Consider the following 24,309-nt stretch of genomic DNA (forward strand, 5'->3'; position numbering starts at 1 on the left):
GGGGTCAGATATGATTGGTATGGATCATTCCTCGAAGCAGACTGGCAATATGGGCTTCTGATATCCAATGCTCCATATTGCTGATATGTTCAAACGATTCAATATACTCTGGGAGTGATAGAATATATGTTCTTTTATACCCGTACAGCGATCTCATACCTGAGCCATAGGACTTTTAGTATTAGCATTATGATCCAAAATACCCTGCAATCTGTCTGATTTATTCGTGATTTGTATGGGATTGAATTAGCTACATTTATCTTAAGATATTTTTATCAAAGGGGAAATCATCACTTATATACACAAATCTCACAGGGAGGAGATATGATCGCGATTGAAGAGGTTGAATCTACCCTTCGGAGACTACCGGAACCTGCCCAGAGGTAGATCATTTCATATATTGAAGCAATTGTGACCGCTGAAGAAGAGATGAAGGAAAAACCTCCATGCCGGTTCTCCTGGGTTGGGGCTTTGGAGAATGAAGATGTCGGGAGTAGTTCGGTAGATATTCAGCATAAAACAGTTATCGCACTGGATTATTTTAATGGGCGAATAAAATAAATCGTGAACCCTCTCTTACTTGTTCCATCCACCATCCGGCAGCCTCATTCTTTCAGGGAGGACTTACTCACTTTATCTCATTATCATAATAAGAATGAAGGATTGTCGGTACCCTGGCAGTTACCAATGATACAGATCGATATGGAAAACCAAGGTGATATCGATAGTTCCCGATAGGTAATGAGATATTGATTGTTATTCCGGTGACACTCTCTTGGATTCGGGCTATTTTGTGATTTAATTTTTGGTATCGGTACGCATTTACCGGAATACAAGGTTTCGAGAGAAATGGGGTATCTCTACACCCTTCCTCTATACACCGTGATCTCTGCCTTCTCTCCGCCTTCTGCAAACAGGGCCGGGAAGACTCTCTCATCCCCGTTCCGTTCACAAAACCGTCGGAGATTGAACATATGATTCAGCCCGGCCATTGCATACTTATTTTTCAGGAGTTCATATGACTGATCCAGGAGTGGCCGTGAGATGAAGAGGATACATTTCGTCTTCGCCCTGGTCACGGTTACATTCAACCGGTTTAACGAGTAGATGAAGTTCGCTTCTGACATTGCGGTTTCGATATCCGACACTCCGTAACTTGCGATCACTGCCTGACTCTCCTGGCCCTGCATCTTATCCACGGTATCAACAAAGGGTGGATGATGCCAGGTCATTGATTTATTCAGGAGTTTTCTGATAAGCCGGATCTGTGCATGATGGGGACAGACGATAAAAAGCCCGCTTCCCCAGAACTGTTTATGCCCTTTTAACGTATCCGGGAAGGTCTCATTGGTTTTGTGATTAATCATGCACTTTTTCAAATAACAGGCGAGTCGTGCGGTGAGGTCTGCCTCGACCATGTTATCCACCGTTGCACGGACATTATCAACGATGCAGAGGACGAGGGGATAGTCCGGGTCCAGGGCCCATTTCAGGAATTCTGATCCCTCATCATCCGCTGCGTCACATGGGTCGGTGATGAGTAACTTCCTCCCTGCAATCTTCGCGGTTGCCGGGATGTATCCATTTCCATAGAGGGTTTCAGCCGGGAAGCGGGAGAGGGTTGTGTTCATCCGGAAGTTTTCGAGGAGCTGGCAGGTATAGACATTCCCGCTATCCCGGTACCGGAGATAGGAGAAGACGGAGTCATACAGGCCGGGGAGTCCGTCATCCGGCTCGGGGTACTCACCCTGAATCAACGGGGGTAACTGCATATCGTCACCGGCAAGAACCAGCCTGCCATCGGTTTTGAGGATACCGATGACCAGTGAGAACTCACCGAACTTCATCTGACTTGTCTCATCGACGACCAGCATGTCAAACTGTCCAAGGTTGGTCTCATATTTCTTGATGGCATATACCGTACCTCCAAGGATGAGGTATGGCTCGGTGGAGCTTGATGCTGCAAGTCCCTGACTGTCGATGAGATCAAACCCGTCCTGACTCTGTTCAGTCAGCCGGTCCAGTTTCCCAAGGAGTACGTCATCGCTGAGGCCGGCATCGGTGAGGTTGTCGCGTATTTCCCAGAGCAGGTTTTCAATCGCGGTGTGGGTGAATGCGGTGACCAGGATCCGGAATCGTTTCCCGGCACTTTTGTATGCCTGAAGGAGAGCAACGACGGACTTTGCGAGGAAATGGGTCTTGCCGGTCCCAGGCGGTCCCCAGATGAGGGTCATTCTCCGGGTGAGGACGGTGTCGAACGCCTTCTCCTTACTTGGCATGAAATCCGCTGATCTGATATATTCGAGGGCTTTTGATGTGATCTTCGCATCGGGGGATAGAGGGGATGAGAACCCGGCCGGGTCCCTGAGGAGCTGGAGAAAGAGTGAATCCTCCTTTTGATCTATCTCGATGAGTTGTTTGAAGATCTTATCGGAGTTGTAATCCATGAACCGGGGATGGAGGATTGCTTTCTCCCCATCTTCAAAGGGCGTATGGCAGGATTTATACGCGATGTTCATGATTATCTCACGGATATTTCCCTCATCATCGACGGTAAAGGGGGATACGTCGCTTGCTGACATGAGTGCCGGCAGATGGTTTGGGAGATAGGGGCGATTCCGGCTTTGGTAATCGTTCATCTTCATCTGTTGAATATTCCCTTCTTCACTGGTATCGGTGAGGATTGCCCGGAAGGAATAACTGTTGCTCTCGAATAATCCTTCATCAAGGGGGGAGTCCAGTTCAAAGACATGTGCTCCGTCCATCGTCTCATACCGGTAGGTGAGCGGGATTGCACTCCCATGCTCGATCCGTTCACTCATGGGGAGGCACCGTTCTTCCCTGATGGCCATGGCTCCCATGAATGATTCATACCTGACGATGAACCCGATCTGTGAGAGTTCTGTGTTGCGGAAGTTTGCCTGTGACGGGAAACTGAATCGCTGTGGATAGGCAAAGAGCCGGTCTTTCACCTGGTCCCGGATCCCTCCCAGGATGGAACCCGTTCCGGTCAGTCTCCGGTTCACTTCGTTGCGGATGGCGTCTCTATCCTTCTCATCCCCGGTCTTCCAGTATTTGAAGAGGGGATCGCTCTTCATGATGTTGCTGAGGTTGAACCAGAAGAATTTACTTGGAGTGATTTGAAAGTCAAATCCGGGTGAGGGGAGATTTTTGAGGATGTCCGGGAGTCTGTAGGTGATATGGACCGGTACTGCCAGGAGTTCGCGGATGACCTTTGAGAGGACAATTATCGGGTATACCACCTCGTTGGCCGGTTGTTTATCTGCGGTGGATAATACGGTCTCCTGGAAATGGAAGAGGAGGTGTAATGCCAGTGGTGCGAGGTCAGGGACTTTCAGGCTGTCGAAGAGGAGCCGGTTAAAGAGGGTGAGTTCAAATCCGTCAAAGACATACACCTGCACACTGACCTGCCTGGCCCACTCTTTTCCGTAATTGTAATCCGCTACCTGTTTCAGGGTAGAGAATACATTCTGAAGGAACTCTGTCTGTGCATGGAGGCAGTCGTCTGCGTTCCTGGCGATACTGACGAAGGTTCCGACATTGTTTCCCAGGACCTCTTTATCATATGCCGTCCACCGGTATCCCAGCACGGCCAGCCTTCCCGACACCGGGTCCTCCTGTAAGGTGAGGAAGAACCGGATCCCCTCACTGACCGGGAGAGCGATGGTCGATCCCCCATGGGATACGAGTGCTCCTTCTTCAAGTGACTTGACGGTATGCATGAGCCGCTTTCGGTTATTGCGAAGGGAGCCACAGCTGTTTAAGATGTCTTCCGATGCGGGGTCTTTCAGGAACTCCCGGAGTTCGGGGATGGTGTTGATGGGTTCTCCGCCCCATTCAGCCTCCCTGAGGTACATCCTGGCCGGGGTGGAGAGGTACGGGATGAGGGAGACGGAGTGTGTCCGTTCTGCTTCTTCCCGGCAGTTTTCGTAGAACTCACACCATTCACACCGGAAGTTGAGGTGCCAGAAGACGGATTCGATGTCATCGGTGAAGATTGTTTCAAGGTTAAACCGGAGAAATTCACGGACGATGCTGAGCGAGTGGGATAATTCAAAGATCTCCGGTGCATCGGTGTTGTAGAGCCAGACAAATCCCCGGGTGAGATCGACGGTGAAGGGGAGGTGCTCCTTTTCTGCGATGGCCTCAAGGATGAGGGCATAGAGGGCGATCTGGATCTGGTGGCTCTGTTTCAATGCATCGCTGGCCTTTACGTCAATGACCTGGAGGGTGGGTTTTCCGTCTATCTCTGCCATGAAGAGGAGATCGGGCCTGCATGGGGGGAATGCGAACTTCTCTGTATCGATGCCAAGTTCTTTGATGAGTGACTGTGGCATGACGATGGTCGGCTGGTAGAGATACTCTCCCGGTTTCATCGTTTTGAGAATTGACAGGGTTTCATCGAGGGTATGGGTCCGTTTATGGAGTGGTCCGTCCCGGTCTGCGATGTGGATCTTCCCGGTGATCCGGTTTGTGATGACCTCTTCTTCCCATTCAAATCCTGACTGGAGTATGGCGGCAAGGGCAAGGCTTTGCTGGAATTTGGATTCGGGGATGTGTATCCGTGTTCGTTCTTCGACTGGTGAGGCGTTGTACCGGAGATGGCGATCACAGCCGAAGTAGTAGTATCGGGCGATGAGTGATGGGGATAAATTATACTTAGTCATTTGGGATAGGAGATAATCGGAGGGGGTGAGGGATATATGTTATTATTTTATTATTCGGTTGGTCTTGAAGGGGGGAGGGAATGGGATGGAACGGTCTTATTGAGTGTCCTGGATTGTGGGAGAATGGGGTGATGGATGAAGGTCAGTCCATATAGAAGTAAATTTCAGCCCTAATTTAATTATTCATATTAATAACCGTTCCAAATCGTAATAGGTTTGAAATTTTTAAATCCATTTCGTTAAATAAATCAGGATTGCCTCGTGCTACTCGAGATATTGAATGGCCAATTATTACTAAAACTCGAGTTGCTTCTTTACCAATTTGATTTATTTCTTCATAATTATCAATAATCTCCTGATGCCCTAATAATTGACCAATAACTTTCAAGTCTTCTGGATTTCGAAAATAATAATGCATATAATCTTTAGAGTAGTTGAATAACCCCTTAAAAGTTTCTTTTACTAAGGAAAAACCCATTAGTCGTGCAATTTCCCATAACTTTTCTTGACTTAAACCTATTTGCCCATGATTAAAAATATTATTAAGATCTTGAGGATTGATTAAATCTCTCCAAATAAAAGAATCTGATTGTGAGTAATCAAGGAGAATATCTTCACCTGTCAAATCGTAATTCGTTAGTAAATATGCCAAACTAAATAATACATACCGTTCATCCTCATTTAGCCAATGTAACCGCCCCATATTCGACTTATTATATAAATATTCAGGATCTGATTCAGTGTCAACAGGAATATTTGATATTACAGTATAAAAGGTGCTTAATGCTGTTAAGGGCTCTAAAATTCTCTCCAAGGAAGAATCCCTTTCGGAAAAAAAATCATTTAACAGGTAATTATCAACAGTTTCTTTTTCTTCCGTTCCAATATAAAATATTTGGTCTCCTGGAATGAGATCTTCGATAGGAACTAAATCCAATTCATCATTCAATCCCTTTTTTCTAATGAGGGTTCTTTCTTTAAAGTAGATTTTTTCTATTACTCCATTTGAGAATTCAACATTTATGGATATTTTATTAATTTCCTGATTGTGTCCGGATGAATTATTATGAATATATGTAGATTTTGTAGGTTGGACTGGTTTTTTCTCCAATTCTTTCCAAATATTGCTCAATGTTTTAAAATCTTCATTTTGAGTGTCAGAATCTGAACTCAATTTGCCATATTCGGCTTTGATGGCGCTATTTAATGGAGATATTTCCACATCAGAAATATTGTCGCTAATATCTGACTCAATGGCTGGAATTGGTATCCTATTAACGAATTTGTTGTATGTGATTGATCGTTTCAAATCAGAATTACTAATTGGTGAATTCGATGATGACAACAAATCATTGCATACTTTGATCTGTGTTAATAGTAAATGCCCATTGAAACCAGGGTAACAGAAAAAAAGAATCTTTTTAAAAGGAAGTAAAAATATATCGAAGTATTCACCTAGAACAAGTTGATCGCCCTCCATCTTAAAAAACGGTAAGGGTCCAGGGAAAAGAATATTTTTAGTCTTTGCCTTTTTTGGAGGTAGTTTTGAAAGATTTTCTAGCGATTGTATTTCAAATTTATAGGTTAATGTCTTGATCTTCTTTTGGTTATTTCCAACGAGAATTATTTCCACTTTGGTATCATTTTGTGTTCCAAAATTCGTATTGATCTTATGAACACTATTTATCTCCATTACACCATCTTTGTAAAATACAAGTCGTAATAGTTCAATCTTTATTACGGATACATCATTGAAACATTCAAATCCAAGGGATCCAGAAATACAATTAAATCCACTGTTAATTGGAAGAAATATTTTTAAATAGACATTACCATCTTCAATATTCAAATCTGATTGTAAGAAAAAGGGAGAATATCTATTTAGTAGGTCATTTATTGTATTGGATGATTTTAAATTAATTTTTTTATTTTTTGCTAACAGAACGGGATTTTCATTAATTGTTAACCATACTTCTTCTTCGTTTTCTTCTATACTAATATTATGAATAAAAAAGACAATGGTTTCTAATGCCTCGAATAACACTCGAATTGTATTTGCAATCGCCTTATTGGTTCCACATTTAGAATTAAAATTAGAAAGAATAAATTCCTCTGTGTTTGATTCTCTGAAATTTCCTCTAGAAATATCAAAATACTCCTTAATGTCCGTAGATATTAAATTTAATAGAAATGATTGGAGTAGAGTTTTTTTCCTTATTGATTTGCACGTTGGGAGATTGAGTAATTCATTTTTTATATCACGGGCTTTATCAAGATCATAGATAATATCAAAAAATGATTGAATGATTGATGAATTTTGATTTGGTAATGATTCAATTACTAAATTCAATGGTAAAAACCTATAATTATTAGATGTATGAGAAAATAGTAATGTTTCACTTGGAGATAGAAAAGAATCAATAATCGGGGGGAATTTAATAATATTTCTTAAATATGAAGTTTTAGCAATAAGATCTTCAGAAAAATTTCTTCTGATAATTCTTAGGGAATCATAAAATTGCATTGTGCCATTGTGTAAATAATCCAATTGATTCTCTAATTTCCGAGGATAAGTGTTATTAGGGAAAATTATCGATAAATTTTTTAAGAGATTATTTGATGGATAATATACATCATCCCATAATTCTCCTTCAAATGATAAATTGACACAGTCATTACGGGGTTTTTGAATTTGATTAGATATTTTCTTACAAAATACTTTTCCAAAATGATATACTGCAATATCTAATTCAGAAAATTCAGATATCTTATTAAGAAAACTTTGAAGTTTCGGAACATATGGCCATGAAAAATGTAAAACTAATTTTATATTTTGGTTTTTCGTTTGTTCTATTAAATAGAATAATGCGTCAGGGTCAAAAGGTCGTTCATTAATTGATTCAATAATTATGAGTCCTGGTGACAATTTTTCAATATTATAAGCGCTTTGTTCAAATGTAATATTCGAATTATTTATAATTCCAGCTGGAATGGAATAAAAAGATGGAATAACTGCAATTTTTCTAGATGTATCTTTTCTACTTTTTAGTTTATTTTCAAGGTATTGCTTATATTCATTTTTAAAATTATTTTTACCATGAACCGGCGAAGTTTCAATTATAAATTCCTTAATATTACTACCTTCAACATCTAACTCACCTTTACAAAAAAGGATATCTTGTTCAAATAAGAAGAAAGGGTGTGTTTCAATATTGTTGTTGATATATTTTGTAAATAGAAGCGAAAAAAATATTTTTTGATAATTTTTATATTGATCTTGGAAGGATAATGGAGGGATTAAAACTATTACATCTTTTTTTTCATTTATTGCATATAATATAGAGACTAATGGAGTAATATTTAATGGACCTTGACCTACAATGATGTTTATTTGTTTTTGTAAAATAGATTCGATTATATCAAGAGATGTGTCAGATAGTTGGTCATTCCTTCCAGATAATACCTTGATTTGATCCCTACCCTGTGTGATGTAATGCAAAGATGCAATATTTTCTGGAGATAGATTGAAAAATGCCATATATTTACCTTATATATCCCTGATATGATGGCCACTTTGTTCCTTCTTTCCTACCTCTTAATGTTGCTCGGTCCAAGTTGTGATTAAATCTTTCGCATACAAATTCGGGAAGGTATGAACATGCTATACAGGCACCTCCTTCATCGTACAAACATCCTGGATCTTGAGGGCAATCATATGCAAATTCGAACACTTTCGAAAACCAATCGGAGAGATAATTGTCGTAGGTAAATTCCAATCCACCAATATTTATCGCATTTGTAGAATAGATAAAAAATGAGCCTTGTATTGGATATATTATCTCAGAAAGACTTTGATTGTCAAGTCCGGTAAAAATGGATGACTGTTGAATAAGTAAATGACAATATGTGTGTAGTAGTGTCTCGATGTGGATTCTTACATGGGGGTCTTCTCGAACAAGTTTTCTATAAGTGATTTCATCTTTGTTTCGAATATTCGAAAGATTAATATTCGCTTTTATGGTACTTTGGTTATCTAAAATCCAATTAATGAGTTTTTCATGATCTAATTGGAACAAAATTCCCTCTGTTTGATATTGTCTTACATATACTGTCGGGGTTTTCCGTTTTCCTTCATAGATAGGAGAAAATATAATAGGATCTCGACGAGTTGATCCTGCAACATTCCCAAGCATAGCTTGGACAAGATTAATATTTGATATATGTCGAATTCCGATTAAACCTTGGCTTTTAATCCAATCGTCATAATTTTCATTAAAAGATAATGGAGCATTTCGAATAACTGGAGATGATGAACCCGGAATTCTCGTAGGTGAAGAGCTATTTAAGAAATCTCCCTGCAAATCTTTTTCACTATAATCGATTGCTTTTACTGTCTCTAATACGTCTTGGATCTGGTATAATCCAAACCTAGTTTTAATTTTATCCGGATTTGGACTTTCTTTAATATGATTATACCCAACCTTTAAAAGAGTTTTAATTATTTTTAAAAATTGTTCTTGAGACCAAGATAGGTAATTGGTACAATCAAGGCCAAGCATTTCAGATAATTCATCAATTTTATCAAGAGCCCAAAATTGAGTATTATTCTCTAATGAACTTCTAAATTCAGGCAAATATAATACCGATTCATCATATGAGGGTCCAAAAATTTCATTAATTGCTTCAGCTAATACCCTTGCATCGGTATTTCTTCTACCATTACGGTCTAATTCTCCTTCTTGCGGAATATCCGGAATGACAATAATATAGGGATGCAAGACGGCTCCAGCTTTTGCTGAAGTAATTCGATATTTTCGAGGAGGGTTTAAACTAAGTGGTATATCATCAGATTGGAATTTTTTATGATTACAAAAGTAGATGATCAGGTTTTCTACATGCCCACATTTGTGGCATTTTATAGAATATGTGGCAAAATCATTTCTATCTCGCCAATTTAAAATTGATAATCCATTTTCCTCATTACAACCAGGACAATTAGAGAGTAAATTCGATGCACGATGCAATGGAACAAATAATCCGCATTCATCACAAACTGCGATAAAAGTAACTTGTCTTGGTTTTTTAGATGAATCGTGACCGCATTTTTTCCCTTTACTTATGACAAAATAATGATTACATACTGGACACATAGCAGCATTGGGAAAAACGGTAAAAATGCCTGATTTTCCTTCAGAATTTTTATCGTCAATAAATTTTAAGGATTTAAAATTGAGGTCAAAGGGTTGAAGGAGCGGTAATGTACCGCCCGCTCCCTGATTTCGCCTTGAAATAAGTGTGTTAATGGTTTTTACAAATGTTCTTCGAAACTTTTCAATATTTATTCCATTCAGAGCTTCATCGTCGTTCCATAATCTCTCGATAAGATAACTTCGTATTCCTTTTGAAAAGAATTGTTCTGGGTTTCCTTGAAAAAATGCACTATTTTCCTGAATTTGGTGGGTAATAATTGGAATCATGATTATTGAATTTGGTTAATGTATTGCTCATCGTCAGGCTTCAATTGCAAAATCAATTGTTTTTGAATACCTCTCATACCGGTTTGATTTCGATAATACGAATCGCCGCTATTATGTGAGAGAATATTAGGGAAAAAGGTATTATCTGAAAAAACAGTATCTTCAACGATAAAACTGATTCTCTCTTTGACTTCCCTCTCGATGTCAATTTCATTTTGTCCTCCATAAATCTCTTGAATCCCATTAATAATTTCTTTAATCTCTACTTCTTTTAAGGATTTAATATGTTTTTTTCTGTAAAGTGGTTCTCCTCGAATGTTCGAGATGTGATTGATTATTAGAGCACAAAAAATTGAATTCAAGGTTTGGTAATATCCTAGTCGGGCAGAACGAGTTATTGGGACCGGTTTGACCTGGTGGTCCAAGGTATCATGATATCGATAAAAATTCCGATAGAAACTATCATCTCTCACTCGAGTTGGATAAAACCAAACAATTATTAGACCCAATTTTTTCCTACCAACTCGGGATAGGGCCTGGATGTATTCAGAGGTCGAATAGGGGATCCCTTGAAATACCATGAAATTGAGTTCCTCAAGATCCACTCCATGAGATATCACAGAAGTAGCATATAGGGGATCAATAGTTAAAGTTTCAGAAAGAACTTTTTCAGGATTGTAATTTTTAATATAATCACGAACCTCATTCATTGCGACTTTTAATTCTTCGAGTTTAGAGTCTCCAGTTAAAACTTTACCTATGACTGAACCCGGGTACCTTTGCGAAAGCTCACCATTGATGATATAATCTCTAAATCGAGACATATCTTGAACATCCTGCTTTTTTAAATGATAGGTTACTGGAACAATAAATTGGGTAATGATATCTTGAGCTTCTTGAGGTGTCTTACATCCATATTTTTTTGTGAATTCATCTGGGTTTTTAAGAAGAGTCAATTGTGCCTCAATGATAAATTCAGCATAATATAATAGAGTACGAAGGGTTGCAGTGTGGTTATCCTGCATATTTGGCTTTAATCCACAAATAATACGTTTTGGTCCATTTAATTTTTCAAAGAAGAAGTCTTTACTTGATCCTATTCCTTCTGGAGAAGTTCCTGGGATAATAATCGTGTTTTTATTGTATAATTCATGAATTTGAGTTTTAGTGCCGTTTAATGTAGCACTCATTGCAATATGCTTAATTTTATGGTTGGAAGTCTTATTCACAATATATTCAATAAGACTTTCAAAATGAGATGAAATGGTCCCAAACCCTTCTTTTAATAAATGCATCTCATCTTGTATCGATAAAATTGGCCCGTCATGACCCTCCTCATCTCCCCCAATTTTTTTACACGAATAGGCTTCCTCTTTATTGTCTTCGCAGTAATCTCCTGAAGGTATGAATCCATGTTTATATGGGCATTGTGATCCAGATCCCCCAAGCAAATTTCTTGCCCTTCTTTGTGATGATAAACCTGCCCACTTATCCACTGTAGATACAATGACCGATGGACGCCATCTGAATATTTCTCTGTCTGAATAATAAATGAAAAATTCACGATTACATGAATTACATCGATGGACTATTCTTTTATGAATTTCATCATCATGTAAAGATACAATTCCTTCTTCTTTCTCCCTACAAAAAGGACATTTTGGAAGGATGAGAGAAGATGGAGCAGGTTCAATGACTTTTCCCCTATGATACAATTGAGATCTAATTTCAGCATATTTAGAAGGAAACTCTTCTGAATTACCAATGTAATAGCCTAATGAAAAAGGTTCTCCTTGAGGGAGCAAATTATTCTTTCGGATATCGTCAGCGTTAACTACAATTGTCGCAAGACGTTCTAATTGTTGAATTGATAGCATCCTCAAAGGAAATTTGACGATTGAATGTACTCCTCTATTATATCCTTTCATCCTATTGTAAAATAGTGCGAAGGTTATTACAGCAAAATATGCTTCGGATTTTCCTCCCCCAGTATCCACATGAAGTACATGAACCGTATCTAAATTCTCTCGTTTTACTATTGAACTCAACAAAGAGATGATGAAAACAATCTGAAATAGACGCCATTCACCATTGGGATTGTTTTGTTGTAGGTATGTCTGGTAAAAGGTTTCATTCATTAAATTGAAGGCAGATAAAACGTCCTGATTGTTTTCCAATAAATTTATCCCATTACTCAGTTCCTTTAACACCTGTTTAAATTGAATAATTTGGTCTCTTTTTTCAGATACTGAACGTTGTCTCTTCCCCTCTCTTATGAGAAATCCCTTCTGTGGTAGCGTATTTAGTTCTTCGTCAAAATCCGTTTCTAGTTTCCTGAATGCTATAAGTAACTTGTGCAATTCTGTTATTGATTCAGTTTTACTTCTTAACTTGTTAAAACTGAGAATACTATTTTCCAATGAATTTTTTGGTCGAATATTTGGTTGCTCAAATAGTCCATAATGAGTAGTTTTAAATGAAATACCTGGTTCTCTCCATTCAACCTGACAGTTTATTGGACGAAATGAATAGAAATACTTTTGATTATTCCCTTCATATTCATATTCATCAGAAAATTCCAAAACGTGAATATTTTCCAGAGAAACATTCATAACAAAATTGAATAATGTTCTTTCATAGGGTTGTTGGGGAATTGGATCAATACTATTATTTAATGCCTCGATGGAAATAAGAGAAGAAGTATCATCATATGATGATTGATATACCTCAATTGAAGCATTCCATAAATCAAGTGGTATCTTTTTTTCACATAAGGGATCTGAATTAATTTTCTCGACTACAGTATCAAATGGTATACAATATTTTCCCTTTAACGGATATTCAAGAGTAAATTCAAAAGAAAATGATTCCCTTTTCCAATTTCGTCCGATTAATTCATTATCAGAAGATTTAGGTTTATCTATTACTTCCTCATTCGTCGAAGAAGGCGATCTTAAATAATAGACATATCCATTTCCATTGATCTTAATTGAAGATTTTTTTGATAAACTAGATGTTTCTACTGGGAAGACGATTTTATGCATCTGGGCACGTATGATGTTTTCTTTCTCAATTTTGACCTCATCAATGTCTTCTATTTGAGGTTTTTTGGGTGCTAGTGAGCCAATAAAAAAACGATTACTAGGCCTAACGTTAATTTCTGTGTCTAAATCATGTGAACCTGAGCAACGAGCGATGATATATTGTAGCAGATCGCTTACAAAGGCTTTTTGAGAATCAATTGTCGTCATTTTTCTCTCTAATTTTTTATTAAACGGATAAAAAGGTTATTTACTCTTATTCATGATTAATAAGAAATCCTCTTCCGGGATCTCACGCATTGCTACTCGCAAATGACCGGACCACATTGTTTTATTCGTGATAAACTTGAGGTCATTAATAAGAGGTTTGAATTCAACAGGTTCTTTAAAAATATTCACCGGTTTCAGTTGAAATCGATATGGAAAGATTTCATCACCCATCTGTGGAGGGGGGATGAAGAGCCTACTCTGATCTTCAAAACATTTCTCCACTTGGAATGCCCCTGTGATTGCAGAGGGGAGAAGTGTATTTCCATGCTGTTCTGCCCGAACGTAAATAAGGATTTTATCTCCTGGTGCTACCCGAGTTAGAAGACTTTTATTTCGCTTCGGCACACCCCAAATATCATTATTCCGAATGATTTCCCAATTTGGTCGGTTCGATGAAGCGATCCAATAGGACATATACTATCCTTACACTTTGTTCATTAAATGATTATCGAAATACGTTTACAATAATAGTACTATTAAACTATTGAGTAATTGGTACTGGCCTCCTTTAGAACTGAACATGGTAGTTTAAAAACTCACTCCAATTCCAAAGATGATCAGTAATACTTTCTAACATTGCTGGAGACTTGTGACTACTTTTTACTTCGATAAAATTATGCACAAATTGAAAGATATTTAGCGCTGAAATGAATCTATTGAGTTTTTTTGAAAAAGAGGCAGTTTTCCTTCCAAAACGGCTCAATCGTTGTCTGATTTTATTATTGTAGCCCTCAATGACTGAGGTAGAGATTGCTTTACTATCTGGATTTCCCATAATTTTCTCTCGAATGACATAAACAAGTTTATTCTTCTCTTTTACTTTGATCACCTGACCATAATCCAAGCATGGCTCACAATATAATTCAGGTAAACAAATGCTATATTGGACGTTTCCATCAGTAAAAATCGATATTTTGTTTTCTGGCGTTGGAAGTTCCATTCGGTTAAAAAATCGAACTAACATATCTGCACAAGTATCAATATTTCTTTTTCCAGATTCAAATGCTAAAAATAATCCAGAATCCCTTTTAAAACAAGTATAGGACCAACAATCACCTAATTCTTCAGAGTCAGTTGTTAGGAGATTCTTGTTTTTTTTTGAACAAACTCCCAAATTTCATCCATCTCACAATCCCCCGCGGAAATGTCATGAATAAAATAATCGTTGAGTTTTTCAGCATGTTCACCGATTAAGTGATAATATCGAGATATAGTGTCGCGATGGTGTCCGGTAACTCGAGATACTCCTCGAATTGAAGTTTTTTCAGTCGAGTGTTTCGCAATTATGAGAACAGCAGTTCGTGGTAAACGAGAATCATACAGAGGAGTATTTTTAGTTTCAATAAAAAAACGTCGACAGTGATGGCAATAGTACTGTTGATTGCCTGCAGAATTATGCCCATTTTTAGTAATATTCTTTCCATCTTCAATTTGAAAATAAGTACAATCCGGATTTTGACACGTAATCAATATAGGACCACGTTTTCCAACCATGAAAATAATTATATCTAAACTTATATTAATTTTTAGTACATAAAATTTAATACTTTATTTGCACTTAGTATTACCAGCTTGCTAACAGGGCACTACCGAGTAATTAGCAATGATTTAATTAAGAAAACCGATTATATCCTGAATTCCTTCTTTTTGGCCATTCTTCTTTATCATATACAGGTTTTATAAAAACCGTAACAATTCAGGTTTTAGAAAGTAATCAAAAATAGAGAAATCTACTTCTATAGGATTATTCCCCCATAATATATTTGTTTGTCATCTTTTTTCTGATAAAAAATCAAGGGAATTTAGTAAGTATTAAATACCATAGATATCTAATAGATATCTAATGAGAACTGTTCCATTCAATGTTGCTACAGAACTGAAGGTAAACAACATTTGTGGATTTTATAAACGAGAAGTCAAACCCTTTGGAACAAGTGCGAAAGTAGATTGTCCCAAGGAACATTTGGGTAAAACGGTTTATTTGGTTATTCTGGATAATGACGAATAATAGGACTTCCGAAATCAGTGATGAATCTATAGACGATTTACGGCGTAATATCCATCAATTAAAGAAAGAACTTAAAATTGAACGTAAACGCAGAATTTTAGCAGAAAACCAAAAAAATGAACTGAAAAAGGAAAATAAAAAACTCAAAAAAGAAATTGCAAAAATATTGAGTTCTGCACCTTTTCTTTCAGCATCAAGTAAAACAGCTAAAGCAGGAGGAGTTCCGAGTTCAAAGACCTTTTATCGCCGGAAGAGGCAGTGTGAAGAAAATAGGAAAAGTGGAGGTCAACCAGGGCATGAAGGAAATGGAAGGAAAAGACCCGCTTCAAATTCACCATCGATGAATATCCCCTTGGATTCATGTCCTGAATGTGGAACGCATTTGAATGAACCAGTCAACGGGGCGGAACAAACACGCACCATTACGGATATTCCATTTCCAAGGCACATCGTTTACGAAATCCATTATCCGAGGTATTGGTGTTCAACTTGCAAGAAATTAGTACGTGGAGAGTTGCCCTTACCGCCAAACCAGCAATTCGGACCTGCTGTAGCCTCTTGGATTGCTTATCATAGAATGTTAGGATTGACTATAAGGAAAATCCAATCCAGCCTCTTAGAAACATACGATATTCAAATGAGTGAAGCTACCATTCTGAAACTGGAAAGGTGGGTTGCAGATACTCTCAAAGAAGATTACGAAAAACTCAAAGAAAAGATAATTCAGGAGAACAATATCAATGCAGATGAAACCAGTTTCAGAGTGAATGGAGAAAATGGATGGTTGTGGGTATTCACTTCGACAATTGGCTCATATTACAAAGTGGCATCAACTCGAGGACATTCGGTTCCCGAAGAAGTTTTAAAAGGATTTAATGGCGTTTTAGGAAGAGATGCATGGAAACCATATGATGTCATAATGTGTTCAGGGCATCAGTTAGATCTTCTTCATGTGAATCGATGGTTGGAAAGAGCAGAAATAAAGCACAAAATTGAACCGCGAAGTTTATTGACCTCTCAACCAGTCAAAATACTAAGAAAAGGCAGACCTCCAGAAAAATTTCTTGAATTTGTTGATGGAGTTCGTTCGATTCTAAAAAAAGCGGTAGAATATACTGAAAATGATCCTCCACCATCTTTGGATGAACGGAAAAATGCACGTGATAAATTTCAGGCTGAGCTTACGGGCTTGCTTGAACGAAAATGGGTAGATCCAGATGTTATTCGTATTTTCAAAGAACTTCGAAAACGGCAAGATATGTTACTTACTTTCATGGTCCATGAGGATGTTCCAGGGCATAATAATGATGCGGAACGTGCCATACGTCAGGGGGTACTTCATCGAAAAATTAGTGGGGGGAGAAGAACATGGCTCGGAGCTGAAGTATTTGGAGTCTTGCTTAGTATTTACGAAACTTCGAAGAAACAAAAGGAGAATTTCATGCAATTGGTGGGAAGAAAGTTAGGATTTGAAGCACCTGTCGAGAATGGCAATTGTTCAACTTCCTAAAGTTGAGTAGTTACATTTTATCTTGAGGACTCATTCAATAAAAAAGTGGATCTTGTCATTGAAGATAGCATAAAAACCCGGTTAAAAGATAGAATCATGCGGGAAACAGTATTTGCATGAAAGACTGGATTCTTTTTGTGGAAGATATTTTTCATGCATGCGTTGATATCGAATCCTATGTAAAGGATCTCACGTATGAATCATTTCTTGATGATAAACGGACACGGGATGCAACAGTCATAATTTACTCATTATCGGTGAGTCAGTCAAACATATCCCTTCTGATATTCTAGACTCATATCCGGATATAGAATGGCGAAAGATCGCTGGTTTAAGGGATATTATTGCTCATTCATATTTTAATATAAAACCTTCAATCCTCTGGAATATTATCGTAAGCAAAATTCATCCCTTGAAAAATGTTGTTGAGTCCATTCTTACTGAACAAGCAGAAGAGGCATGAATACTGGCGGGTGAGTATTGGCGTCTTTACGTTCTGATGGAACTCATAAATATTACAATCTCATGTATTAATGAGGCTTTGGTGAGAGGTATTAATCATATCTCTTCCGACGATACCTCACCCTGTTCTGCTACCGTCACCGAACCAAAAACCCGGGGGTTTCCAGCACTCATGCAGCATGGAGATAATCCGGTCCGGAGCAGGTCCCTTCCCTTCAGCCCCTGCGGTCGCCATCTCAATGACTTGTAATGAGCCGTCCCTTCAAGAATAATTGATTATCTATCGTCGGGATCCGGAGCACACACTGAAATCTAAACCTGAGCGGACAGGACTCATAGGTGGGAAAATACGAAAATCGGTAACGAAGCGATACTATGGGAAGACCTATTATGATATAGATTATAACTATTTCTCACATAGGTAATCGTATGCTTCATGCAGTCAGACAGCGAGTGACAATCGGGCAGGATGGAACTATTTCACTTCATGTTCCTGATTTAAAACCGGGATCTCTTGCTGATGTAATTATTTTGGAGGCCCCTGATCAGAAACCAAAAAAAGGACTTACATCGTTTATTGGGAAAGGGAAGGGGTGTTATAAATCTGTCGATGAAGTGGATGATTTTATTCGAAATGAGCGAATTTTATGGGATTGAGCAACACTATTTCTGGATCCCGGATTTATCTGGACACCAATATTTTTATTTACGCAATAGAAGGCTACCCGGAATACCAGTCAATACTCACCTCACTTTTTCGTCTTTTTGATGAGGGTACATACAGTGCGGTAACAAGTGAACTAACCCTCGCAGAAGTTCTCATAAAACCAATGAAAGAAAATAAAAAAGAAATTCAACAGTTATATGAAGAACTATGAAGACCATCAGATGTTCTCACTATCTGCACTATTGATCGACAGATCCTTATTGATGCTGCAAAGATTCGGGCATCATCGGATACTATCCTTTTGCCTGATGCAATTCATCTTGCTTCTGCCCGAAACCAAAATTGTTCTTCTTTTATTACCAACGATAAACGGTTACGGAAGATTGATTCTTTTCAGGTAGTTATTTTATCTGAACTATGAAAGAAGCAACTCATCGAATTCTATGAAAAACCGGTTCATTTTAGGGAGTGAATCCTCAATGAGAATGGTATCCGGCTTTTCACCGTTCATATCTTTCACTCCGGAATATCCGCCCGGAATGGAAACGACAGTTCATTTCCGAAAATTCTGTACTAGTTCTTCACCTTCCACATCGGGTGTTCCGAAATATTGCTTCGACTGAACCCTTACTCTGTTCTGCTACCGTCACCGAATCAAAAACCCGGGGGTTTCCAGCACTCATGTAGCATGGGAATAAGCCGGTCCGGAGCAGATCCCTTCCCTTCAGCCCCTGCGGTCGCCATCTCAATGCCTTGTGTTGAGCCGTTCCCTTCAAGAATAATTGATTATCTATCGTCGGGATCCGGAGCACACACTGAAATCTGGTTTACACTGACTGATCTCATTGGTGGTAAGAGAACTGAGGGAAAACCCTCATGAAATTATGATCGGGGATCACCTGTAAATATCCCGATTAATTGCCTGGAGAAAAATGGAAAGGAGAAGAGTAATCAGTTATACGGATGGAATATGGAGGGTTGTTTTCAGTTTCTCGATATCCGATTTATCAAAACCGGTAGCTTTTATCACGAACTCAGTATCCATACCCAGAGAAAGTAGGTTTTTAGCAACAGTTTCTCTCTCCTGTTCCCTCCCTTCTTCCATTCCTTCCTCTTTTTGCTTCCTGCATTCTTGTCACCTGATCAGGAAAAAACATCTCTCTTGCTTCATAGCCTGGATTCCCGAGGAGACATAACGATAAATCCTCATATTTTCTAGGAGTTACGCAGAACAACCTCTAAAAAAATTTATAGCGCATATTTTGGGTTCTGAATATATTCTGAAATTCCAACTTTTATGATTTGCCATTGAGCATCGTACGGAGTAACACTATTCAAAAATTTATTGACTTCGAATCGTAAATATGCCCGAAGTGAGCAATTAATATGATTTCGTTGGATAATTCCCTTTCTAGCTTGGCATTTTTTGACACCACATAGTTCTTTGATAGCCCTATGATAATTCTCGATTGTCCAGCAAATAGATTGTAAAACCAGCCTATCTTCATTATTCATCGGCAAAAAATTGGTTGCCCAATATCTACTTACACCTTTACGATTTAGTGAGTGAAAAAGACGAATAAATCCATATTTCTTTAAATGGACTTCTAATCCCTCCTCTGGTATATTTAATGATGACACTTGAACATTACCTTGGGCATCGGGATTGACCATACGATTTTTCTTAACTCGTGTGAAATAAAACCATCCAAGACGGTTAATCAACTTCAAATTTTCATTTCCGGAATACCAACTATCAAACATGACAAAGGCAGGAGTAAATCCTCTCTTGAAAGCTGTCAAGGCCATTTCTTGGAGATGATCATTTTTGGTCTTATCATCAACATCCTTATCATAAATTCGATAATCAATTGGAAATGAAGTGATTCCATCTGTCCAAATTAAGGTAATCAATCCTATTCCTTTGATTACTTTGTGCTCTTTTCCACTCCACTGGTAATATGTACATTCGATTTTTTTGGAATGTTTTTTATCTAGAATAGTGTCATCCAGAACCAACCAGCCCCTTTTTCTGTCAACATATGCCTCAACTTCAGCCCACAACGTCTCAGGAGTTAGAGACTGTCTTGTTAGGAATCGATTGAAGGTATCATGTGATTTCGAGAATTCAGACGTCGAATAACAATCAGTGACTTTTATACAAGAAACGTCGCATCGAGCTGCGATGAGGTAATTGATATAATCTACATCTGAAGGCTGCTTCGTTATAGGCACGTATATTATAGGCGTCGTCAATATATATAGATCTTTCTATAATAAAATTTAACTGCGTAACTCCTATTTTCTTTGAATTCTAGAATTTTCTTTAAATTATCTAGCGACACCTTTATCTCGTTATGCGTTTAATGCCATACATAACGAGGCCAAGATCAGCATGGCGACAATTGTATACCAAACGGATAAGCGATCCGGGATCACGTACGCATATCAATCGATATCATTCTGGGACAAGGAAAAGAAACAGTCACGTGCCCGACGTACCTTAATAGGAAGATACGATAATGAAACAGGAAAAATCGTTCCAACAGACGGAAGAAACAAGAAAAAGGCAAAAGAAAAGGAAGCCGAAACACGCGGTAAAACAGTTATCAATAGCGCACATCGTTCTTTTTATGGAGCAACATATCTGCTGGATGCAATTGGTGAAAAATTGGGGATTACACAAGACCTCAAACAGTGTTTCCCTGACGAATATAAGCAGATCTTGTCTCTTGCATATTATTTGATACTCGAAGATAGCACCCCATTATATCGCTTTGAGAAATGGGGATCGCTCCACAAACATCCGTATGGCAATAATATTACTTCGCAGCGCAGCAGTGAGCTTTTCGCCAGCATTAATGAAGAAAGTAAACAGCGTTTTTTTACTCTTCAAGGAAAAAGAAGAATAGAGCAGGAATTCTGGGCGTATGACACCACGACCTTATCAAGTTACTCTGATATCCTAAGACAAGTACAATATGGACATAATAAAGAGCACGATAAGCTCCCTCAATTGAAGTTAGCTCTTGTTTTCGGGAAAGATTCTAACCTACCTTTCTACTACCGAAAACTAGCGGGTAATATCCCAGACTCAAAAACAATCCGGCGATTTCTGGAGGAACTGGATATTCTCGGTTATTCGAAGGTTAAACTGATCATGGATAGAGGTTTTTTTAGTGAATATAACATCAATTCCCTATTCCAGAACCATATTAAGTTCCTTATGTCTGCTAAGATGTCGTTGAATTTTATTCAGAACGAATTGGATGAGGTTTACGATACCTTTCGCGATTTCGAACATTATAATGAGAATTATGCCATTTATTATCGAACCGTTCGAACTAATTGGAATTACACGCAAAATCGCCCTTATAAAGGAGATAAACTCAAGGAATCGCGTCGAATATACATTCATTTTTATTATAATATCGATCAGGCAGCTGATGACGAAAAAGACTTTGATCGTAGATTAATCGCATTAAAACAGGAATTAGAATCAGGTGAACGCATTCCACAACATGAAAAGTTATACCAGCAATATTTCACGTATAAGACAACACCAAAGAGAGGAACCCATGTCACGGTTATTGAAGAGAATGTTAACGCTGCAAAAAGAAATTATGGCTTCTTTGCCTTAATCACTAATGAAAAGATGGATGCTATTACTGCCCTTGAACTTTACCGCAATAAAGATGTTGTTGAGAAGGCCTTTGGTAATCTCAAGGAACGCTTGAATATGCGTCGAAATCTGGTTTCTTCAGAGCAGAGTCTTGACGGGAAGTTGTTTATCCAGTTCGTCGCCCTGATCTATCTTTCTTATATCAAAAAACAGATGCAGGAGAAAGCGCTTTTTAAATCCTACACAATCCCGGGTCTATTGGATAAATTGGATGTAATCGAATGTTTCGAACAGCCAGGTAGATCACTTAAAGTGGGAGAGATCGTTGAAAAGCAAGAACAGTTGTATTATGATCTAGGGGTGGCACCGCCTGCCTCGTTATGAGTCGACGGGAATGTAGGTTCATAGAGTCGCCGGGTCTCTTCATCAAGACTCATCATCTGAAGAGAATGGAGTGTCTTTTGAACAGCGGGTTTGCCTTCAGTTACCATACTTATCTCCTCCTCCGCATGTGCATTTAAAAATATAAACCACGATAGAGGGTGTTGCACAACTCAGATCCCCCCATAATTTTTTAACTAAGGTCAATCAAAAGTACTTTACCTTAGTACGTCCAACATATACTCAATGTATAATACGATAGGTCGGGATTTTGAACAACTTTACCTTCTCCCTGAGGATATTAGAGACTGGGTTCCGAGTGATGATTTCTGTCATATATTAGAGGGTGTTGCACAACTCAGATCCCCCCATAATTTTTTAACTAAGGTCAATCAAAAGTACTTTACCTTAGTACGTCCAACATATACTCAATGTATAATACGATAGGTCGGGATTTTGAACAACTTTACCTTCTCCCTGAGGATATTAGAGACTGGGTTCCGAGTGATGATTTCTGTCATATATTAATTGATTTAATCTCAATTCTCGACCTATCCCCATTATATAAGGAATACCGGGAAGACGGCCAAGGTGCGGCATTTTATCATCCAGAAATAATGACTGGTTTGATCATTTACTCATATTTTAATGGAGTTCGTTCAAGCCGTCAAATAGAGAATAAATGCAGATACGATGTAGGATTTAGAATAGTAACCCGCAATTCTCTCCCAGACCATTCCACAATCTCGCGATTTATCAAGAAAAACAGTTCTTTTATTGGACAACTTTTCATTCCAGTATTGACTCTCCTTAATGAAGCAGGATTAATCAATAACGTCCTTCTCGCCTTGGATGGAACAAAACTAAAGGCGAATGCTTCACTTGGATCGAACATGCCATATGAAAAGATTGAGGGAGAAATTCAAAAATATCTAAAGGAAGTCCAAGAAAAAGATGATGTCGAGGATCGTCTTTATGGCCCGGATAAATCAGGTAACGAGGTTCCCGATGATTTTAAGACTCACTCAAAAAGGATAAAACGATTCATTCAAGCAAAAGAACGACTTGAGGCTGAACATAAGGAGAAATCCCAAAAAAAGGAAGAGAAGATTGCCCAAAGGGAGGAAGAGGAGAGAGAGTCTGGAAAAAGGAAACGAGGTAGAAAACCTAAAAAGCCTGCAAAAAACCCTGATGAACAAAGTCTTGCAAACACTACAGATCCTGATAGTTCAATAATGAAAAGTGGGCCTGGTTGTATTCAAGGATATAATGGCCAGATAATTGTAAACCAGGATGGCTATATTCTGGTTCCGTTTTTAAGTAATTCACCCGTTGATTACAGATTACTTCAACCATGTTATGAAAGATTAGAGGAAATTGCTCAATTAACCGGCTTATCGCTTGAATATCTTAATTTACTTACTGATGCTGGTTATTGGAGCTATGAAAACTATCTGTATATGAAACAGCAGGATATTGGATTTCTCTGTTCTACATGCCATGAACCAGATATTTTCAGTATTAGAGGCCTCGAGAGAAGTTTACTTGAACTTGAACGAATTTCCGATCAACTTTTTGATGGCATTTGCAGTATTCCAACGTTAGCATCTATTGGTGATTGGTGTACGAGAAATCTCATTCAAGATGATAATATTCCAACACCCGCTTCTATTGCTAAAGGGATTATGGAAGTGACAATGACTCCGTATGGTGCCAAAAAGACATATTCACAACGAAAAACGATTGTTGAACCCGCATTTGGATGGATTAAAGAAAATCGCAATTTAAGAAAATTGCAGAGAAGGGGAATATCACATTGTCAGGATGAATGGAGTTTGATTTGTTTAACACAGAATCTTCGGAAGGTCTGTTCAAGAGGGGAGTTGAAGAAATTCAGAGAACTGATCCTGCAAAAGAAGCGGCATATTATCTGTAATAAGGGAGTGGGTATTAGAATACCTTATTCAATATTGTCCGATGCATTATCATCTTTGGGCAGAATGATCGGAGACAATTTTCTAAAGATGTTGATAAGAAAAAGTACTTACCAAAAATTTTCCAAATTTTAGTCATGCAACACCCTCGATAGTAGATCTAAAATGTCAAGTTCGAAAAGACTCATTCCGATTTATATAGATTGATCTTTATATAAAGAAGAACAATATATTTACTGTGCTCAATCA

19 protein-coding genes and 1 pseudogene are annotated in these 24,309 nt (G+C 38.2%); 9 read left to right on the plus strand and 11 right to left on the minus strand.

Annotated elements, in window-relative coordinates:
- Positions 1-411: 411 nt before the first annotated feature.
- On the plus strand, positions 412-561 hold the full coding sequence (locus tag MHUN_RS18970; protein WP_158498190.1) for a hypothetical protein: 150 nt from the start codon (positions 412-414) through the stop codon (positions 559-561).
- A gap of 299 nt (positions 562-860) precedes the next feature.
- Here MHUN_RS18970 and MHUN_RS07900 read toward each other — a convergent pair whose 3' ends face one another.
- The 6 genes from MHUN_RS07900 to MHUN_RS18240 all read right to left on the minus strand — a co-directional run bounded on the left by MHUN_RS07900 (position 861) and on the right by MHUN_RS18240 (position 14,970).
- Positions 861-4,688: an AAA domain-containing protein gene (locus MHUN_RS07900; RefSeq protein WP_011448513.1), complete on the minus strand. Its 3,828-nt coding sequence runs from the start codon at positions 4,686-4,688 to the stop codon at positions 861-863.
- Between the two features lie 175 nt (positions 4,689-4,863).
- Positions 4,864-8,226 (minus strand): hypothetical protein, encoded by a 3,363-nt coding sequence (locus MHUN_RS07905; protein ID WP_011448514.1) that lies wholly within the window; start codon positions 8,224-8,226, stop codon positions 4,864-4,866.
- A 4-nt stretch (positions 8,227-8,230) separates the two neighbouring features.
- Positions 8,231-10,165: a hypothetical protein gene (locus MHUN_RS07910; RefSeq protein WP_011448515.1), complete on the minus strand. Its 1,935-nt coding sequence runs from the start codon at positions 10,163-10,165 to the stop codon at positions 8,231-8,233.
- A 2-nt stretch (positions 10,166-10,167) separates the two neighbouring features.
- Positions 10,168-13,416: a helicase C-terminal domain-containing protein gene (locus tag MHUN_RS07915; RefSeq protein ID WP_011448516.1), complete on the minus strand. Its 3,249-nt coding sequence runs from the start codon at positions 13,414-13,416 to the stop codon at positions 10,168-10,170.
- A 36-nt stretch (positions 13,417-13,452) separates the two neighbouring features.
- Complete coding sequence (locus tag MHUN_RS07920) at positions 13,453-13,890, minus strand: EVE domain-containing protein (protein ID WP_011448517.1); 438 nt, start codon at positions 13,888-13,890, stop codon at positions 13,453-13,455.
- A gap of 94 nt (positions 13,891-13,984) precedes the next feature.
- A protein-coding gene (locus tag MHUN_RS18240) for an IS1-like element ISMhu11 family transposase (protein ID WP_143709314.1) occupies positions 13,985-14,970 on the minus strand; the annotation gives its coding sequence in 2 pieces (ribosomal slippage) (positions 13,985-14,577 and positions 14,577-14,970; 987 coding nt in all).
- A gap of 349 nt (positions 14,971-15,319) precedes the next feature.
- On the opposite strand from MHUN_RS18240, the gene MHUN_RS20000 reads away from it, so the two are divergent.
- The 4 genes from MHUN_RS20000 (at position 15,320) to MHUN_RS20005 (ending at position 17,457) form a co-directional block, all read left to right on the plus strand.
- A complete protein-coding gene (locus tag MHUN_RS20000) occupies positions 15,320-15,484 on the plus strand; it encodes a DUF2080 family transposase-associated protein (RefSeq protein ID WP_011448518.1) in 165 nt (54 codons plus the stop codon).
- Complete coding sequence (locus MHUN_RS07930; RefSeq protein ID WP_011448519.1) at positions 15,474-16,994, plus strand: IS66-like element ISMhu3 family transposase; 1,521 nt, start codon at positions 15,474-15,476, stop codon at positions 16,992-16,994. The genes MHUN_RS20000 and MHUN_RS07930 overlap by 11 nt, the downstream gene beginning before the upstream one ends.
- 116 nt (positions 16,995-17,110) lie before the next feature.
- Positions 17,111-17,287, plus strand: a complete 177-nt coding sequence (locus tag MHUN_RS18975; protein WP_158498191.1) for a hypothetical protein — start codon at positions 17,111-17,113, stop codon at positions 17,285-17,287.
- Positions 17,281-17,457 carry a HepT-like ribonuclease domain-containing protein gene (locus MHUN_RS20005; RefSeq protein ID WP_394296015.1) on the plus strand — a complete coding sequence of 59 codons (177 nt, stop codon included), beginning with the start codon at positions 17,281-17,283 and terminating at the stop codon, positions 17,455-17,457. Before MHUN_RS18975 ends, MHUN_RS20005 begins: the two co-directional genes overlap by 7 nt.
- Positions 17,458-17,552: 95 nt before the next feature.
- Here MHUN_RS20005 and MHUN_RS18980 read toward each other — a convergent pair whose 3' ends face one another.
- Complete coding sequence (locus tag MHUN_RS18980) at positions 17,553-17,696, minus strand: hypothetical protein (protein WP_158498192.1); 144 nt, start codon at positions 17,694-17,696, stop codon at positions 17,553-17,555.
- Between the two features lie 189 nt (positions 17,697-17,885).
- On the opposite strand from MHUN_RS18980, the gene MHUN_RS07940 reads away from it, so the two are divergent.
- The gene (locus MHUN_RS07940; protein ID WP_011448520.1) at positions 17,886-18,113 is read left to right on the plus strand and encodes a hypothetical protein; all 228 of its coding nucleotides are present in this window, start codon (positions 17,886-17,888) and stop codon (positions 18,111-18,113) included.
- A pseudogene (locus MHUN_RS19500) lies at positions 18,104-18,544 on the plus strand (type II toxin-antitoxin system VapC family toxin). Before MHUN_RS07940 ends, MHUN_RS19500 begins: the two are co-directional and overlap by 10 nt.
- 160 nt (positions 18,545-18,704) lie before the next feature.
- On the opposite strand, the gene MHUN_RS18680 reads toward MHUN_RS19500, so the two are convergent.
- The 3 genes from MHUN_RS18680 to MHUN_RS07955 all read right to left on the minus strand — a co-directional run bounded on the left by MHUN_RS18680 (position 18,705) and on the right by MHUN_RS07955 (position 20,358).
- A complete protein-coding gene (locus MHUN_RS18680; RefSeq protein WP_143709420.1) occupies positions 18,705-18,935 on the minus strand; it encodes a hypothetical protein in 231 nt (76 codons plus the stop codon).
- Positions 18,936-19,078: 143 nt separating this feature from the next.
- Positions 19,079-19,228 (minus strand): hypothetical protein, encoded by a 150-nt coding sequence (locus tag MHUN_RS18685; protein WP_204223050.1) that lies wholly within the window; start codon positions 19,226-19,228, stop codon positions 19,079-19,081.
- Between the two features lie 143 nt (positions 19,229-19,371).
- Complete coding sequence (locus tag MHUN_RS07955; RefSeq protein ID WP_011448521.1) at positions 19,372-20,358, minus strand: IS701 family transposase; 987 nt, start codon at positions 20,356-20,358, stop codon at positions 19,372-19,374.
- A 160-nt stretch (positions 20,359-20,518) separates the two neighbouring features.
- On the opposite strand from MHUN_RS07955, the gene MHUN_RS07960 reads away from it, so the two are divergent.
- Positions 20,519-22,129: an IS1634 family transposase gene (locus MHUN_RS07960; protein WP_011448522.1), complete on the plus strand. Its 1,611-nt coding sequence runs from the start codon at positions 20,519-20,521 to the stop codon at positions 22,127-22,129.
- Here MHUN_RS07960 and MHUN_RS18690 read toward each other — a convergent pair.
- Entirely contained in the window at positions 22,093-22,236 is a 144-nt protein-coding gene (locus tag MHUN_RS18690; RefSeq protein ID WP_162467390.1) for a hypothetical protein, read from the minus strand. The genes MHUN_RS07960 and MHUN_RS18690 overlap by 37 nt on opposite strands.
- A 321-nt stretch (positions 22,237-22,557) precedes the next feature.
- Between MHUN_RS18690 and MHUN_RS07965 the strand changes: the two genes are divergently transcribed.
- Entirely contained in the window at positions 22,558-24,195 is a 1,638-nt protein-coding gene (locus MHUN_RS07965) for an IS1182-like element ISMhu1 family transposase (protein WP_011447217.1), read from the plus strand.
- Positions 24,196-24,309 lie beyond the last annotated feature (114 nt).

This window comes from Methanospirillum hungatei JF-1, from assembly GCF_000013445.1.
GTDB lineage: Archaea > Halobacteriota > Methanomicrobia > Methanomicrobiales > Methanospirillaceae > Methanospirillum > Methanospirillum hungatei.

What these genes read in the sequence shown, in the direction of transcription:
- MHUN_RS07920 (WP_011448517.1), bottom strand. Translation starts at nt 13,890, where the DNA reads ATGTCCTATTGGATCGCTTCATCGAACCGACCAAATTGGGAAATCATT.
- MHUN_RS07965 (WP_011447217.1), top strand. Translation starts at nt 22,558, where the DNA reads ATGTATAATACGATAGGTCGGGATTTTGAACAACTTTACCTTCTCCCT.
- MHUN_RS07940 (WP_011448520.1), top strand. Translation starts at nt 17,886, where the DNA reads ATGCTTCATGCAGTCAGACAGCGAGTGACAATCGGGCAGGATGGAACT.
- MHUN_RS07900 (WP_011448513.1), bottom strand. Translation starts at nt 4,688, where the DNA reads ATGACTAAGTATAATTTATCCCCATCACTCATCGCCCGATACTACTAC.
- MHUN_RS07905 (WP_011448514.1), bottom strand. Translation starts at nt 8,226, where the DNA reads ATGGCATTTTTCAATCTATCTCCAGAAAATATTGCATCTTTGCATTAC.
- MHUN_RS18975 (WP_158498191.1), top strand. Translation starts at nt 17,111, where the DNA reads ATGAAAGACTGGATTCTTTTTGTGGAAGATATTTTTCATGCATGCGTT.
- MHUN_RS07960 (WP_011448522.1), top strand. Translation starts at nt 20,519, where the DNA reads ATGGCGACAATTGTATACCAAACGGATAAGCGATCCGGGATCACGTAC.
- MHUN_RS18685 (WP_204223050.1), bottom strand. Translation starts at nt 19,228, where the DNA reads ATGGAAGAAGGGAGGGAACAGGAGAGAGAAACTGTTGCTAAAAACCTA.
- MHUN_RS18690 (WP_162467390.1), bottom strand. Translation starts at nt 22,236, where the DNA reads ATGGTAACTGAAGGCAAACCCGCTGTTCAAAAGACACTCCATTCTCTT.
- MHUN_RS07930 (WP_011448519.1), top strand. Translation starts at nt 15,474, where the DNA reads ATGACGAATAATAGGACTTCCGAAATCAGTGATGAATCTATAGACGAT.
- MHUN_RS20000 (WP_011448518.1), top strand. Translation starts at nt 15,320, where the DNA reads ATGAGAACTGTTCCATTCAATGTTGCTACAGAACTGAAGGTAAACAAC.
- MHUN_RS07915 (WP_011448516.1), bottom strand. Translation starts at nt 13,416, where the DNA reads ATGACGACAATTGATTCTCAAAAAGCCTTTGTAAGCGATCTGCTACAA.
- MHUN_RS07910 (WP_011448515.1), bottom strand. Translation starts at nt 10,165, where the DNA reads ATGATTCCAATTATTACCCACCAAATTCAGGAAAATAGTGCATTTTTT.